Origin of the sequence: Sandaracinus amylolyticus, from assembly GCF_000737325.1 — a bacterium.
In the GTDB taxonomy this organism is placed as follows: Bacteria; Myxococcota_A; Polyangia; order Polyangiales; family Sandaracinaceae; genus Sandaracinus; species Sandaracinus amylolyticus.
The window spans coordinates 5,535,029-5,549,519 of record NZ_CP011125.1; the positions used below are offsets into that span (position 1 = coordinate 5,535,029).

General features: G+C 69.9%; 11 protein-coding genes. 5 read left to right on the top strand and 6 right to left on the bottom strand.

What is annotated here, in order from left to right; translation table 11 throughout:
* Positions 1 to 29: 29 nt before the first annotated feature.
* Positions 30 to 605: a peptide deformylase gene (gene def, locus DB32_RS23440; RefSeq protein WP_053234868.1), complete on the top strand. Its 576-nt coding sequence runs from the start codon at positions 30 to 32 to the stop codon at positions 603 to 605.
* A 463-nt stretch (positions 606 to 1,068) separates the two neighbouring features.
* Here def and istB read toward each other — a convergent pair whose 3' ends face one another.
* Entirely contained in the window at positions 1,069 to 1,884 is an 816-nt protein-coding gene (gene istB / locus DB32_RS23445) for an IS21-like element helper ATPase IstB (protein ID WP_053234869.1), read from the bottom strand.
* The gene (istA, locus tag DB32_RS23450; protein ID WP_157069319.1) at positions 1,881 to 3,437 is read right to left on the bottom strand and encodes an IS21 family transposase; all 1,557 of its coding nucleotides are present in this window, start codon (positions 3,435 to 3,437) and stop codon (positions 1,881 to 1,883) included. Before istA ends, istB begins: the two co-directional genes overlap by 4 nt.
* 600 nt (positions 3,438 to 4,037) lie before the next feature.
* Between istA and DB32_RS23455 the strand changes: the two genes are divergently transcribed.
* Complete coding sequence (locus DB32_RS23455; RefSeq protein ID WP_053234871.1) at positions 4,038 to 4,280, top strand: hypothetical protein; 243 nt, start codon at positions 4,038 to 4,040, stop codon at positions 4,278 to 4,280.
* A gap of 400 nt (positions 4,281 to 4,680) precedes the next feature.
* Here DB32_RS23455 and DB32_RS23460 read toward each other — a convergent pair whose 3' ends face one another.
* Positions 4,681 to 6,147, bottom strand: a complete 1,467-nt coding sequence (locus tag DB32_RS23460) for a PEGA domain-containing protein (RefSeq protein ID WP_053234872.1) — start codon at positions 6,145 to 6,147, stop codon at positions 4,681 to 4,683.
* Between the two features lie 28 nt (positions 6,148 to 6,175).
* Positions 6,176 to 7,675: a serine/threonine-protein kinase gene (locus DB32_RS23465; RefSeq protein ID WP_053234873.1), complete on the bottom strand. Its 1,500-nt coding sequence runs from the start codon at positions 7,673 to 7,675 to the stop codon at positions 6,176 to 6,178.
* 64 nt (positions 7,676 to 7,739) lie between these two features.
* Between DB32_RS23465 and DB32_RS23470 the strand changes: the two genes are divergently transcribed.
* On the top strand, positions 7,740 to 8,534 hold the full coding sequence (locus DB32_RS23470) for a hypothetical protein (RefSeq protein WP_053234874.1): 795 nt from the start codon (positions 7,740 to 7,742) through the stop codon (positions 8,532 to 8,534).
* Here the strand turns inward: DB32_RS23470 and icmF are convergent, their stop codons facing one another.
* Positions 8,535 to 11,864: a fused isobutyryl-CoA mutase/GTPase IcmF gene (gene icmF / locus DB32_RS23475; RefSeq protein WP_053234875.1), complete on the bottom strand. Its 3,330-nt coding sequence runs from the start codon at positions 11,862 to 11,864 to the stop codon at positions 8,535 to 8,537. It abuts the gene before it with no gap.
* Between the two features lie 104 nt (positions 11,865 to 11,968).
* On the opposite strand from icmF, the gene DB32_RS23480 reads away from it, so the two are divergent.
* Both DB32_RS23480 and DB32_RS23485 read left to right on the top strand, forming a co-directional pair.
* A complete protein-coding gene (locus DB32_RS23480) occupies positions 11,969 to 12,826 on the top strand; it encodes a hypothetical protein (protein ID WP_157069320.1) in 858 nt (285 codons plus the stop codon).
* A gap of 83 nt (positions 12,827 to 12,909) precedes the next feature.
* Positions 12,910 to 13,413, top strand: a complete 504-nt coding sequence (locus DB32_RS23485; RefSeq protein ID WP_053234877.1) for a hypothetical protein — start codon at positions 12,910 to 12,912, stop codon at positions 13,411 to 13,413.
* A 7-nt stretch (positions 13,414 to 13,420) separates the two neighbouring features.
* Here DB32_RS23485 and DB32_RS23490 read toward each other — a convergent pair whose 3' ends face one another.
* A complete protein-coding gene (locus DB32_RS23490) occupies positions 13,421 to 14,485 on the bottom strand; it encodes a hypothetical protein (protein ID WP_053234878.1) in 1,065 nt (354 codons plus the stop codon).
* Positions 14,486 to 14,491: the final 6 nt, after the last annotated feature.

Consider the following 14,491-nt stretch of genomic DNA (forward strand, 5'->3'; position numbering starts at 1 on the left):
CGCGGCGCGCGTCAGCAGGATCGCCGGGCATGACCATCCGGAAGATCGCGCAGATCGGCCATCCCATCCTCCGCGAGCGCGCCCGCGAGCTGACGCTCGACGAAGTGAAGAGCCCCGAGATCCAGCGCTTCGTCGACGATCTCGTCGAGACGATGCGCGACGCGAACGGCGCGGGGCTCGCGGCGACGCAGGTCTACGAGCCGCTGCGCATCTGCGTGATCGAGGTCGGCGAGAACCCGCGCTATCCGTACAAGCCGCGCATCCCGCTGACGATCCTGATCAACCCGGTGATCGAGCCGCTCTCGGACGAGACGTTCCTCAACTACGAGGGATGCCTCAGCGTCCCCAACCTCCGTGGTCGTGTGCGTCGCGCCGCGCACGTTCGAGTGCGCGCGTGGGATCGCCACGGGCAGCCCTGGGAGCGCGAGGTGAAGGGCATCTCGGCGGGCACGTTCCAGCACGAGGTCGATCACCTCGACGGCAAGATCTTCGTGGACCGCGTCGAGGACCCGTCGAGCTTCAGCACGTGGGACAACTTCGATCGGCATCACAAGGACCCCTTCATCGCGTACGTGAAGGAGATCGTCGCGAAGTACGGCGAGTGACCTAAGACCCTGGAAAACACAGGCGATTCGCACACGAGAGAATCAGCGGTAAGCGAAACGGTAAGGGAAGCACCCAATATCGGCTTATTTCTGGTCGTTTCCTGGTCGACAGGTAAGTTATCCACGCGGAAGCCCTTGGAACCCTTGCGGTTCCAGGGGTTTTCGCTTTTGGGGTTCTGGTCTTCCAGGCGCTCCCAGGAGCCCCGATCGAGCTCTCCCGCTACCCGCGTTCGTCCCAGCGCCTCCTGACGTCCTAGACAGGCGCCAGACGTTCGGCGAGGGTCGCCCTACCGGTTCTGCCGGATCGAATTCGACCGTCTGCCGGTCTTCACCCTGAAGCGACCGCCCTGTTTTCAGGGTCATGGGACCAGGGGGAAGTCGAGCGACCGGATGCAGGATGCGCGATCCGTCTCGCTCGTGTCGAGACAGCGGAGGCGCGCGTAGCGCGCCGACGTACGCCGCGTCAGCGGCGCTTTCCGATCAGCGTCTTCTTCTCGACCGGCGAGGACGGCGGAGGGTCGTCGTCGCTGACCTTCGGCTTGAGCCTCGCGCGATAGGATTCGCCCTCGACGACCAGGTCGAAGGCGTTGTGGATGAAGCGATCGACCGCGCTCTGCGCGAGCAGCACCTCGTCGAATGCTGCGAGCCACTCCGAGGTGTCTCGGTTGCTCGTGACGATCGTCGATGCGCGGCCCGAGCGCTCGACGAAGAGCTGATAAACGTCTCGGCTCTCGTCGCGCGTCATGGGCTCGAGCGCGAAGTCGTCGACGACGAGCAGATCGATCGTCGACAGCTCCGTCATCACCGCGTCGCGCGAGTTGTCGAGACGGCTCTGCTTGAGCCGCCTGAGCATCGCGTCGGCGCGCGTGAAGATCACGTTGTAGCCGTGCCGGCACGCGATGTGGCCGAGCGCGCTCGCGAGAAACGTCTTGCCGACCCCGACCGGCCCGAGGATCACCGCGTTCTTGCTCGCCTCGATGAAGCGAAGGCTCGTCAGCTCCGCGAGCACGCGCTTGTCGTATCGGACCTTTGCGCTCGAGTCCCAGCGCTCGAGAGTCATGTCCGGATCGAGGCCCGCCTTCGCAGCGCGTCGCGCGCACGCGCTGCTCTCACGACGAGCGATCTCGTCCGAGAGCACGAGCAGCAGAGTCTCTTCGAGCGAGAGCTTCTGCATCTCCGCGAGCGCCATGCGATCGGGCAGCGTCGCGATGATCGGACCGAGCTTCAGCTTCTTGAGCACCTTCTTCAGCTCGGGCGAGATCGACGGCAGCGTCTTCATCGCTCGCCCTCCTTCTTCGTCGCGAAGAGATCGGCGCCTCGCGCGAAGCGGGGCGCGCCACCGCTCGAGAGACGATGCAGCTTGCCTTCGTCGTGCGCGCGCTCCTCGCCGGCGATCGCGAGCTTCAGCATTCGCGCGATGCGAGGTACGTCGATCACATCGAACTCGAGCGCACGCGCGCACACCGCGTCGACACGCGCCTCGCCGTAGCGATCGCAGAGCCGCACGAGCTCGTAGCCCTGCCTCATCGTCGTCCACGGCAGCGGCCCGCCGAGCAGTCGCTCCGCGTAGCGACCGACGTTCGCGCCGCGCTGCTTCGCGCGCGCGAGCAGCGCATCGACGCTCCTCATCGCGAGCTCGCCGACGCCCTGCGGATAGTCGTTCGGGTCGGTCGACCGCTTGCCCGCCGCGACGCGCGGGTGCGTCTTGATGAGCTCGGTGCCGAGATAGATCCGCACCATGCGACTGTCGGCGCGCACGCGGACCTTCTTGCCGATGAAGCGCGTCGGCACGGAGTAGAGCGACTTGAGCACCTGCACGTGATGGTCGGGATGCACCTTCGCGTCGGACCAGTGCGGCACGTCGAATCGCTCGGTAGGCGCAGGGCCGAGGAGTGATCGCTCCTCACGCTCGAAGAGGTCGCGCGGCACCTCGCGCGTCGTGCCGTGCACACGCGCGCCGGCGACGTCGCGGCACCACGCTGCCGCATCTCGACGCGCGTGCTCGAGATCGTCGAACTGCTCACCGGCGAACCAGCTCTCGCGCACGTACGCGATCTGATTCTCGACGCGGCCCTTGTCCTTCGGCTGACGCACGCGCGCCGCGTCGACGAAGAGTCCGCGCGCCTGCGCATAGTCGGCGAACGCGTCGACGATCGTGGGCCCGATCGCGTCGGCCTTGGAGACCATCGACGATGCGTTGTCCGGCACGATGCGCTGCACGACGCCGCCGAAGAACTGCCACGCCGCGTCGAGCCCTTCGCAGACCGTCGCCGTCGTCTGATCCCACGTCGGCCACACGAACTGGTAGCGGCTGAAGCAGAGCGTCACGACGAGCACGTAGAGCGCGCGCACGCGACCCGCTGCCGGGTCGTAGACGTCGCCCATCTTGCCGAAGTCGACCTGGGCTTCTTCTGCAGGCGGCGCGTCGACCACACGCACCGTCGGCTTCTTCATCCGCCAGCTCAGCTCGTCGATCGCGAAGCGGCGCAGCGTCGCGTAGCTCACGTCGACGCCGTGGTCGCGCGCGAGCAGCACGTGCACCTTCGTCAGTCGCAGCGGCTTCGTCTGCGTGAGCCACGCGGCGATGCGATCGCGATGCTCCATCAGCATCTCGCGCTCGACGCTCGGCTCAGGAAGCGCGCGCGTCTGCACTCGCGACGCGACCTGGTGCACGAGCGCATCGTCGAGCTCGGTGTCGCGCGACACGCCCAGCGCATCGAGCACCGCGAAGTAGCGGCGCACCGTCTTCCGATCCAGTCCCGTCTCGCGTGCGACCTCGCGCACACGCTGTGCGGCCTGCCAGCGGCGCACGATCTCTCGTACTTCGATCATCGTCAGCTCCCGGAAGCTCACCGGCACCCCCTGCGCGCTGCCCCACGTCGGCGCGCAGGAGGGTCGGTCGTTTCACGCTCCGGTCGCTCGGCTCGAACCGCTCGGTCTCGAGGTCATGAAGGCGGTCCCATGACCCTGAAAATCGGGTGGTCCCATGACCCTGAAAATCAGGGGCACGCCCCTCGCGGGTCGGTCCCATGACCCTGAAAACCAGGTGGTCCCTTCAGGCTGGAAATCGCGCCCGAAGGTGGTCCCTTCAGGCTGAACACCGGCAACCGTCCAGCCTTGTGACTCGCTCTCCGGTCGCGCAGAGTGCGCTTGCCCGGTCGGCGAGGGTGCCGGCTTGAATGAGAAGGGCTCGGTTCCTCGCTCTAAAGCTCAGAAAAGCTCAAAAAGCTTTGGTTTCTGACGCCCTGGACTACGGCGACCAGGGAAGTTCTGATCGACCCCATCGGCGATCCGTCGCCTCGTTGGTCGTACACGTGCCGCAAACGGAGCGGCGCCGTGGCTCACCCGATGTGATTTCGGGGCAATTGTGGGATGTTATCCCGCATGTGCGTTTGCGACACCTGGCGATCTAGCGATTGACGGAGCGCGCACATGGCGGACGGTAGCGGGAGCCCCCTTTGCGGGGCGTATCTGGTTTCGTATTGGTTCGCGTCGCTTAAGGAAGCGCGGCGGTTTCTCCACGAGGAAATCGGCGCTTTCTGGGCGATCGATGGTCGTTGGGTGATCGCTGGTCTGTCGATCTCCGTGCACCGGTACGAAGATGATGGAAGCGTGATCGTCTGGATCTCTCCGCAGGACCACGAATCGATCCAGGAGCGCGAGCGGAAGCGCTGAAAAGGCGAATGCCGGACCCCCTCACGAGAATCCGGCATCCGGGTTGGTGTGGACCTGGTCGGACGCTACCCAACCCCGGAAAAATCCCACGAATATCGGGGAAAAGACTTCGAACGAAGTCAGGACGACCCGAAAGGCGAGGTAAGCCGGAAGGTAAGTTCTTCCGTGTCGCTTACCTGACCTGTCAATCCGATTTTTCCTGTGTTCTTCCGGATTTATAGCGCTTGCAGCCCCGTACTTGACCAGCGCTCCCGCGGAGGTTGGCGCGCACGGGCCCGGAGCGCATCACTACCTGGCGCCCCACGCTGGCCGGGCGAACCTCTAAAGCGTGGAACCCCTCGGAATCACAAGCGGTTTTATCTTCAATTAGGTTTCGTCGCGAAGTACCGCGAGTGATCGCTCAGAACGAGGCGCGCAGCGCGAGCGAGCCGGGCCCCACGCCGACGTCGACGCGCGCGGCGGCGCCGCGATCGAAGTCGCCGTGGGACGGCGTAGCGAGCAGCAGGATGGTCCCGCTCAGCGCGAGCGCGCCGCCGAGGGCGATGCCGCCGATCGCGAGCGCGTCGATCGTCGCGTACTCCTGACGGCGCCGGTTGATGTCCGCCTGGTAGTCCTCGAAGCGAGCGAACTGCGGGTGCAGCGCGCGGCACTCGGGCGCGCTGAGGTTCGTGCAGTTCGCCTGCACCAGCGCGACCTCGGCGTCGATGTCTCGCCACTGATCCTGGTTGAGCACGTAGCCCGCGGTCCCCGCGCCGACGAGCAACACGCCGAGCACGATCGTGCTCACGCCCGCCGCGTGTCGCGCGTCGATCTCGGCGTGGCCCGACTGCTGCGCCTCGGGCGTCCACGCGAGCGCGGGGCGCACGGTCTCGATCGACGCGATCGGGACCTCGACGCGCGTCTGCACCGGGCGGCGCTGCGCGACCTCGAGGTGCAGATCGTGCGGCCCGATGGGCACCTCGATGCGGCGCTGGCGCGCGGGGATGCGCACCCCGTCGATCGTGCCGGCCCACTCGGCGTCCGGCAGCTGCAGCTCGATCTCGCCGAGCACGCCCGCGGGCGCGTGGGGATCGCGCTCCATGAGCACGTCGATCGGGACCTCGGATCCGAGCGGCGCGGCGAAGCTCTGCTCGAACGTGCGATAGCCCGGCCGGCGCGCGACGAGCCGGTGGGGGCCCGCCTCGATCTGTACGCTCGAGTCGAACGGCGTGAGGCCGAGCGGGCGATCGTCGAGGAGGATCTCGACGCCCGGGAGCGTCGTGCGCACGCGCAGCGACGCGCGCGGCGACGCGGACTCGATCAGCTCGATCCGCACCGTCTCGTGCGCACCGCCCGCGATGCGGACGCGTCGCGTCACCGTCTCGTGCCCGGGCGCGCGCACCGCGATCACGCGCTCGCCCGCGCTGACGCGCACGCGCTCGCCGAGCGGCGTGGTGCCGACGTCGACGTCGTCGATCGCGACGATCGCGCCGAGCACGTTCGCCTCGATCACGAGCGTCGAGATGCGCGCGCGCTGCCGCGCGAGCTCGGCCTCCGCGTCGGCGCGTCGCTCGGGCGAGATCGTCGCGCCGCCCTCGCGCAGGTAGCGCTCGAACGCGTCGACGGACTCGACCGCGTGGCCGAGCGCGGCGTGCACCTGCGCGATGTTGAAGAGCACCGCGACGGCGGGCGCGAGATCGTACGCGCGCTGGAACTCGGCGAGCGCCGCGTCGTAGCGCCCCTCGTCGTAGAGCTCGACGCCGCGCGCGAAGCGGGTGCGCGCCTCGTCGCGCCCGCCCTGCGCGAAGGAGCGACCGGGAGCGAGGAGCACGAGCGTGGAGAGCGCGACCAGGACGAGGACGAGCGCGCGACGTGGGATCCGGATCATGAGCCTCGGGCGCGTCGAGCCGCGCGCGTCAGTAGGGGTTGTCGCGCTCGATCGCGCGCCCTGCACCGCGCGGTCGAGGCGACGTCGTCGTGCTCGCGGGCTCGCTCGTCGCGCGCGGCGCGCGGCCGGTGCGACCGGTGCGCGGCGTCGTCTCCGCACGCGCGGGCGGATCGGGAGGCGGCGGCGCGACCGGCGCGACCACGGGCACGTCGGGCACCGCGGGGACGGTGACGGTCGCGCTCACGGCCGGCGCGGCGGGCGGATCTTCGGGCGGCACCGCGGCCGGCGCAGGCACCGCAGCAGGCGCAGGCGACGCGGGCGCGGGCACTCCGACGGGCGTGGGCTCGGCGGCGGTCACCGCGTCGTCAGCGCCGCCACCGCTCGTCAGCGCCCAGACCACGACGCCTCCGACCAGCAGCATCACGAGCGCGGTCGCGACGAGGATGCCGCGAGAGCGCGCGACCATCGCGTCGCGACGTCGCTCGGCGTCGGCGACCGCGTCGAGCGTGACCGCCGCGGGATCCGCGCTGCGATCGGCGTGGATGCGCGTCGGCGTGATCACCGGCTGCCGCGGCGTGGACGCGGGCGCCTTCAACGTCGCGCTGTCCGCGACCGCGTCGCGCAGCGTGTCGAGCGACGCGACGTACGTGCCCTCGGCGTACGGCAGCATCGCGCGCAGCATCGCGCGCGCGCTGGGGAAGCGCTTCTCGCGATCGGGGCTCATCGCGCGCATGATCGTGTCGATCAGCCCCTGCGGCAGCTGCGGCGCGAGGACGCGGAGCGGCTCGCACTCGCCCTTGTGGATGCGGATCACGAGCGCCGCGAGCGTGCGCCCGTCGAACGGTCGCGTGCCCGCGAGCGCTTCGTAGAGGATCACGCCGAGCGAGTAGAGATCGGTGCGCGCGTCGACGTCCTTCGCGCCCGACGCCTGCTCGGGCGACATGTAATAGGGCGTGCCGAGCATCGTGCCCTCGCCCGTCAGCGTGCCCGCGTAGTCGTGCGGCGCGCCGTGCACGAACTTCGAGATGCCGAAGTCGAGGATCTTCACGCGCTCGCGGCCGTGCTCGTCGCGCACGAGGAAGAGGTTGTCGGGCTTCACGTCGCGATGGACGATGCCCGCTTCGTGCGCGACCGCGAGGCCCTCGAGGACCTGGCACGCGATGCCGCACACGCGCCCCGTCGTGAGCTCGTGGCGATCCTCGAGCAGCGCGGCGAGCGACTGGCCGCGCAGCAGCTCCATGAGCACGTAGGCCGCGCCGCCGCCCTCGATCGTGCCCGCGTCGTACGTCTCGACGACGTAGGGCGTGCGCAGCGTGCCCGCGACGCCCGCCTCGCGGATGAAGCGCGCGACCGTCTCGTGCGACTGGCCGTGCTGCGCGTGCAGCACCTTGAGCGCGCGGCGGTGGCGCGTGATCAGGTGCTCCACCTCGTACACGGTGCCCATGCCGCCGGCCCCGAGCACGCGGTCGACGCGGAGCTTGCCCATCAACGTCTGACCGACGAGATCGGAGGGCGAGCCGGGCGTCACGCGGGCGATGGTAGCGCGAGTACAGTCCCGGTCGAAGCCAGGATTGAGCCAATCTACGGCGACGATGGCTTACCGCGAGGATCCCGGCGCGCTCGAGCGACGGCGCGTGGCGCTGGTCGCGCGGATGCGCGAGCTCGAAGCCCGCTGGACCGAGGCGTTCTGGGCCGAGGTGGCCCCGAGCCGGGGGCTCCCGCACCCCGGGCCCGAGCCGTCGATCGATCGGATCGCGGAGCTCGCGGCGCGGGTGTCGGCGCTCGAAGCGCTGGAGGCACGGCACGGGGCGGTGGTGCTCGAGTGGAGCACGCCGGGAGAGGTCCGGCGCACCGCGCACTCGGTGCGCAGCACCGCGCCTCGCGCGGTGCGATGGCTGGAGGGCGTCCTGCCGGACGCGTACCGCGCTCGCGCCGAGTCCGTCGCGGACATGCTGGTCGCGCGCGCCGCGCCGATCCCGATCGACGTGCGGACCGCGATCGACGACTCCGCGCTGCTGGTCGAGATCGCGGCGCCGGTCGCGCCCGGGGTCGCGACGCTCTCGCTCGGCCCCGAGACGCTGTGGCACTCGCTCGGGAAGATGCTCGGCTCGCGCGAGATCGAGCTCGGAGACTCGACGTTCGACGGCGCGTTCCTGGTCGCCGGCGACGAGGAGACCGTGCGCGCGGTGCTCGACGCGCCGACGCGCGCCGCGCTCCTCGCGCTGGGGACCAACCACCGCGCCGAGCTCCGGATCGCGCCGGGCGAGGCGCGCGTCGGGACGGCGCGCCTCGATCCGCTCCACGGCGGCGACGAAGCGCTCGACGCGCTCGTCGCCGTCATCCGCAGCGCGGTGCGCGCGCCGATCCGTCGCCTCCGCGCGACGTGATCAGAGGTTGCGGCGGTACTCGCCGCCGACGTCGTAGAGCGCGTGGGTGATCTGTCCGAGCGAGCAGTGCTCGGTCGCGTCGAGCAGCGCCGCGAAGAGGTTCTCGCCCTTCACGGCCGCGCGCTTGAGGCGCTCGAGCGCGCCGCCCGAGTCGCTCGCGTGGTCCGCGTGGAAGCGCTCGAGGCGCGCGATGCAGCCGCGCTTCTCGTCCTCGCTCGCGCGCGAGAGCTGCACGTCGCGCGGGATCGACGCCTGCGCCGCGTTCTTCGGCAGGAACGTGTTCACGCCGATGATCGGCAGCTCGCCCGAGTGCTTGAGGCGCTCGTACTTCATCGAGTCGTCCTGGATGCGCCCGCGCTGGTACTGGCGCTCCATCGCGCCGAGCACGCCGCCGCGCTCGGTGAGGCGATCGAACTCCTGCAGCACCGCCTCTTCGACGAGGTCCGTGAGCTCCTCGACGACGAACGAGCCCTGCGTCGCGTTCTCGCAGCCGACGAGCCCGAACTCCTTGTTGATGATCAGCTGGATCGCCATCGCGCGGCGCACGCTCTGCTCGGTCGGCGTGGTGATCGCCTCGTCGTACGCGTTGGTGTGCAGCGACTGCGCGTTGTCGTACGTCGCGAGCAGCGCCTGCAGCGTCGTGCGCACGTCGTTGAACTCGATCTCCATCGCGTGCAGCGAGCGGCCGCTCGTCTGGATGTGGTACTTGAGCATCTGCGAGCGCGCGTCGGCGCCGTAGAGACGCTTCAGCGCGACCGCCCAGATGCGACGCGCGACGCGGCCGATCACCGTGTACTCGGGATCCATGCCGTTCGAGAAGAAGAACGACAGGTTCGGCGCGAACGCGTTCACGTCCATGCCGCGCGATCGGTAGTACTCGACGTACGTGAAGCCGTTCGCGAGCGTGTACGCGAGCTGATGGATCGGGTTCGCGCCCGCTTCGGCGATGTGATAGCCGCTGATCGAGACCGAATAGAAGTTGCGCACCGCGTGGTCGACGAAGAACTGCTGCACGTCGCCCATCGCCTTGAGCGCGAACTCGGTCGAGAAGATGCACGTGTTCTGACCCTGATCCTCCTTGAGGATGTCGGCCTGCACGGTGCCGCGGACCTGCTGGAACGTCTTCTCGCGGAGCTGCGCGTGCTCGGCGTCGCTCAGCAGCGAGCGCACCTGCGCCCAGCTCGAGCCGCGCTTCGCGTCGGGCTGCAGCTCCTGCTCCTTCGTGATCGCGAGGCGTCCGTTCTCGCGCAGCCAACGGCGGCACTGCTGGCGGATCGCGGTGTTGAAGAAGAACGCGAGCACGGTCGGCGCGGGGCCGTTGATCGTCATGCTCACGCTGGTCGACGGGTCGCAGAGATCGAAGCCCGCGTAGAGCTGCTCCGCTTCCTCGACGGTCGCGATCGAGACGCCGCTCTCGCCGATCTTCCCGTAGATGTCGGGGCGGATCGCCGGGTCCTCGCCGTAGAGCGTGATCGAGTCGAACGCCGTCGAGAGGCGCGCGGCGGGCTGGCCGTCCGCGAGGTAGTGGAAGCGCTTGTTGGTGCGCTCGCTCGGGCCCTCGCCCGCGAACATGCGCGTCGGGTCCTCGCCGGTGCGCTTGAACGGGAACGTGCCCGCCGTGTACGGGAACTCGCCCGGGACGTTCTCGGTCAGGCGCCAGTAGAGGCGATCACCCGCGCTCCGGAAGCGCGGCAGCGCGACCTTGCGCAGCTGCAGCTCGGAGAGCGTCTCGCGGTAGTTCGCGACGCGGATCGTCTTGCCGCGCACCTGGTACTCGAACTCGGGGCGCTGATAGTTGGAGCTCCAACCATTCCACTCGGCGAGCAGCGCGCGGCAGCGCGCGTCGAGCCGCGCGAGCGCGCGATCGTGCTCGGCCATCAGATCCTGCGCACGCGGCGGCGCCGACGCGATCTCGCCGTACGGCGCCCAATCCGGCTCGTCCTTCGGTCCGCCCACGAGCGCGACGGCGCGCGCCAGGGCCTCGACGTCGCGCGCCACGTCGCTCTGCTCGCGCGCCCACTGGTGGTGCTCGCGGCACGCCTCGGCGATCTCGCTGAGGTAGCGCTCGCGTCCCGCGGGGATGATCGCCTGCGAGGCCTCGGTGGTGCGCTGCGGGCCCGCCTCGTACGACGTGCGCAGCTTCGCGTCGAACCGCTCGTTCAGCGCCGCGACGAGGTGCGCGTAGAGCGCGTTCACGCCCGCGTCGTGGAAGTGTGCGGCGCTCGTGCCGAACACCGGGAGGGACTCGAGCTTGCGCTCGAACCAGCCGCGCGAGCGCTGGATCTGCCGGCGCACGTCGCGCAGCGCGTCCTCCGAGCCGCGGCGCGTGAACTTGTTGATCGCGACGAGGTCGGCGTGATCGAGCATCTCGATCTTCTCGAGCTGCGAGGGCGCGCCGTACTCGGCGGTCATCACGTAGAGCGTGAGATCCGCGAGCTCGGTGATCGCGCTGTCGCCCTGCCCGATGCCCGCGGTCTCGACGAAGATCACGTCGAACGCGCCGCTCGCGCGAAGCAGCGCGAGCGCGCTCTTCGCCTGCGCGCTGACCTCGGAGCCCGAGCCGCGCGTCGCCATCGAGCGCATGAACACGCGCTCGTTCTTGAGCGAGTTCATGCGGATGCGATCGCCGAGGAGCGCGCCGCCGGTCTTCTTCTTCGTGGGATCGATGCAGAGCACCGCGACGCGGCGGTTCGGATCGTCCTGCACGAAGCGGCGCACGAGCTCGTCGGTGAGGCTGCTCTTGCCCGCGCCGCCGGTGCCGGTGAGGCCGACGACCGGGACGCGCTTGCTCGGCTGCGGGAGCGCGCTCGCGTCGAGCCGCCCGTTCTCCACGAGCGTCAGCTTGCGCGCGAGGGGCATCCATCCCGGCGCCTGGTCGAGCGGCTCGCTCGACGGGAAGTCGCACCCGCGGATCACGAGGTCGATCATTCCCTGGAGCCCGAGGTTGCGGCCGTCTTCGGGGCTGAAGATGCGATCGATGCCGCGGCGGTGGAGCTCCTCGATCTCCGCGGGCACGATCACGCCGCCGCCGCCGCCGTAGATGCGCGTGTGCTTCGCGCCGAGCGCGTCGAGCCGCTCACGCAGGTACGTGAGGTACTCCATGTGGCCGCCCTGATAGGACGTGAGGGCGACGCCCTGCGCGTCCTCCTGCACCGCGGCCGTCGCGACCTCCTCGACGCTGCGGTTGTGACCGAGGTGGATCACCTCGGCGCCCGACGCCTGGAGGATGCGGCGCATCACGTTGATCGCGGCATCGTGGCCATCGAAGAGCGCGGCCGCGCTGACGATGCGGATCGGGTTCTGCGGACGGTAGTGGGGAGCCTCGGACATGAGGCTGGGCAGTCTTCCACAGCGCGCTTTCTGCGCACAGCGAGACGGCTCACGTGCGGGGACGGGCCTTCTCGGGCGCGCCGTGTTCCGCGATGCTCGCGAGCATGACGCGCACGATCGTCGTGGTGCTCGCGGTGGGGCTCGCCATCGGTTGCGGCGACGACGACGGGGTCGACCGTCGCGACGCGAGCAGCGGGATCGACGCGGGGAGCGGGTCGGACGCCGGCGCGTCCGACGACGCGAGCACCACGATCGACGCCGCGACGAGCGCGGACGCGAGCGGTGGCGACGCGAGCACGAGCGCGGATGGCGGGACGAGCGGCGACGCGACGATCGACGGCGGCCTCGTGTCGATGCCGTGCACCGCGAGCGGTGCGTGTGATCCCTTCGATCCGACCTCGTGCGGTGAGAGCGCATGCCGCCGCGGCGCGAGTGGGACCGAGTGCCGCGCGATCACGACGCCGGTGCGCGGCGCCGGCGAGACGTGCACGCGGAACGACGAGTGCGCGGCCGGCACGCTGTGCCTGAACTTCGGGGACGGCTTCCACTGCGAGCGCATGTGCCCCGAAGGCTCGATCGGCTTCTGCGGCGACGGGCACGCGTGCAGCGGGACGATCGGCGACGCCTGCATCCGCGTGTGCCGCCCGATCCCCGCGCCTTGCGACATCTACGCGCAGGACTGCGCGGACGCGGCCGACACGTGCACGCTCGCGACGCACCCCGAGACGCGCGCGCCGTACACCGCGTGTCGGACGGCCGGGACGCGAGCGCGCGGCGAGACGTGCGGCGGCGAAGCGGGCACGTGCGGGCACGATCTGATCTGCATCCGCACCGGCGACACGACGGCGTGCCGCCAGCCGTGCGACCCCGAGGCCGCCGTCGACGAGTGCACGACGGGCGAGTCATGCACCGGCATGGCGCGCACGTGGATGGTCGGTTTCTGCGCGCCGGTCACGCCGTGACGATCACGGCGTGACGACCTCGACGCGCAGCGAGTAGTCGGAGGGATGCGCTTGGGTGCTCGTGGCCGCAGTAAAGTGCCGCAATGACCTCGCAGTCGCGGCCCGACCTCGTCATCCCTCTCGTCGACTCGATCCGGGTCTCGCTGCGTCCGCCCGTGCACGGCTGGCTCGACGTCGACATCGATCTCGACGAGTTCCGGCTCGATGCGGCTGCTTCGTGGGTACTCAACGACCCGCTCGAAGAGCTGGTCGACCTGGGCTCGTTCCTCGCTCGCGGCGGCAGCGGATCACGGCGTGTGTGCCTCTGGGGTGAACCCGCGGGCTACGCGATCGACGCCTGGAACCTCAACGACACACTCGCCCAAGTCCTCCTTAGTTACGCGCCTCACTTCATTCCGCCGATGGCCGGACGCGCGATGCGGCGGAAATACGTGTGCACGGTCGAGCGAGTTGGTCTCGCGCGTGCCATTCGCGCTGCGGTCGATGAGCTCTTCGCCAAGGCCGGGGCAGCGGTCGCTCCGCCGCACTGGCATGCTCCCGATCGGTACGCGCAAACGCTCGTCACGCTGCGCGAGGCGAGCCCGTGATCGCCGACTACGGCGTGACGACCTCGACGCGCAGCGAGTAGTCGAACGGGCGATCGATCGCCTCGTTCACTGCGTACACGCGCAGGTGATAGCGGCCCGCGGCGAGGCCGTTCGCGAACGAGTCCGTCTCGTCGATCGACGGGCACGAGCTCGCGCCGCGCGCGGTGCCGGTGCCGAGCACGACGATGCCGTCCGCGCCGACGAGCTGCAGCTCGGTCGAGGGCGTGTTGCTCGGGCAGTCCGCACCGCCCGCGGTGCGCAGGCTCGCGCGGATCGAGCCGCCGCCCTCGGGCACGTCGACCGCGTAGACGTCGAGCTCGCAGAGCGCGCCGACGCGGCCGCCGACGCTCATCGCGCCGCCCGTGACGTCGAGCTCGTTCGCCATGAACGCGTCGTCGTTGACCTCGTGCTCCGAGGCACCGCCCGCGAGCACCACGCGACACTGATCGCTGCACGTGAGCGACGGGTTCACGCCGGGCTCGCAGCTCTCGCCGTGCTCCTGCACGCCGTTGCCGCACTCGGGCCGGAACACCTCGACGCTGCCCGCGAAGCCCTCGCTGTTCGACGAGTCGATCCCGACGAAGTAGCGCCCCGTCTGTCCGGCGACGAGCGAGAGGTGCTCGTCCGAGTCGGTGCGGCACGCGTCGAGCCCGTTGGGTCGATCGCAGTTCCGCTCGTCGCAGATCTGGCGCAACAGGTAGAGCACCGGATCGGCGCCGCTGCTGCGACGTCGCACGTGGATGTGCCAGCGCTCGCCCGCGGTCATGTCGATCGCGAAGAAGCCCTCGGGCCCGGGCGAAGGGCGGCCGGTGCAGCTCAGGTTCGAGTGATCGTCGGACAGACCGCGCGTGTCGAACGAGCGCAGCCACGACGTCGCGCCGTCCTCGAACGTCACGACCGGGAGCTCGCCGGTGCACACGTCGGCGAGCGCGAGCAGCGGAGGGCCGCCGTCGGTGCCCGGCGTGCTCGCGTCGCGGTTCATGTAGAGCGACTCGTCGAACACGAAGCAGCCGGGCGTCGCGATCGCGAGGAGGATCGCGAGCAGCATCGGAAACGAACGCGCGCGGAGCATGGGGGA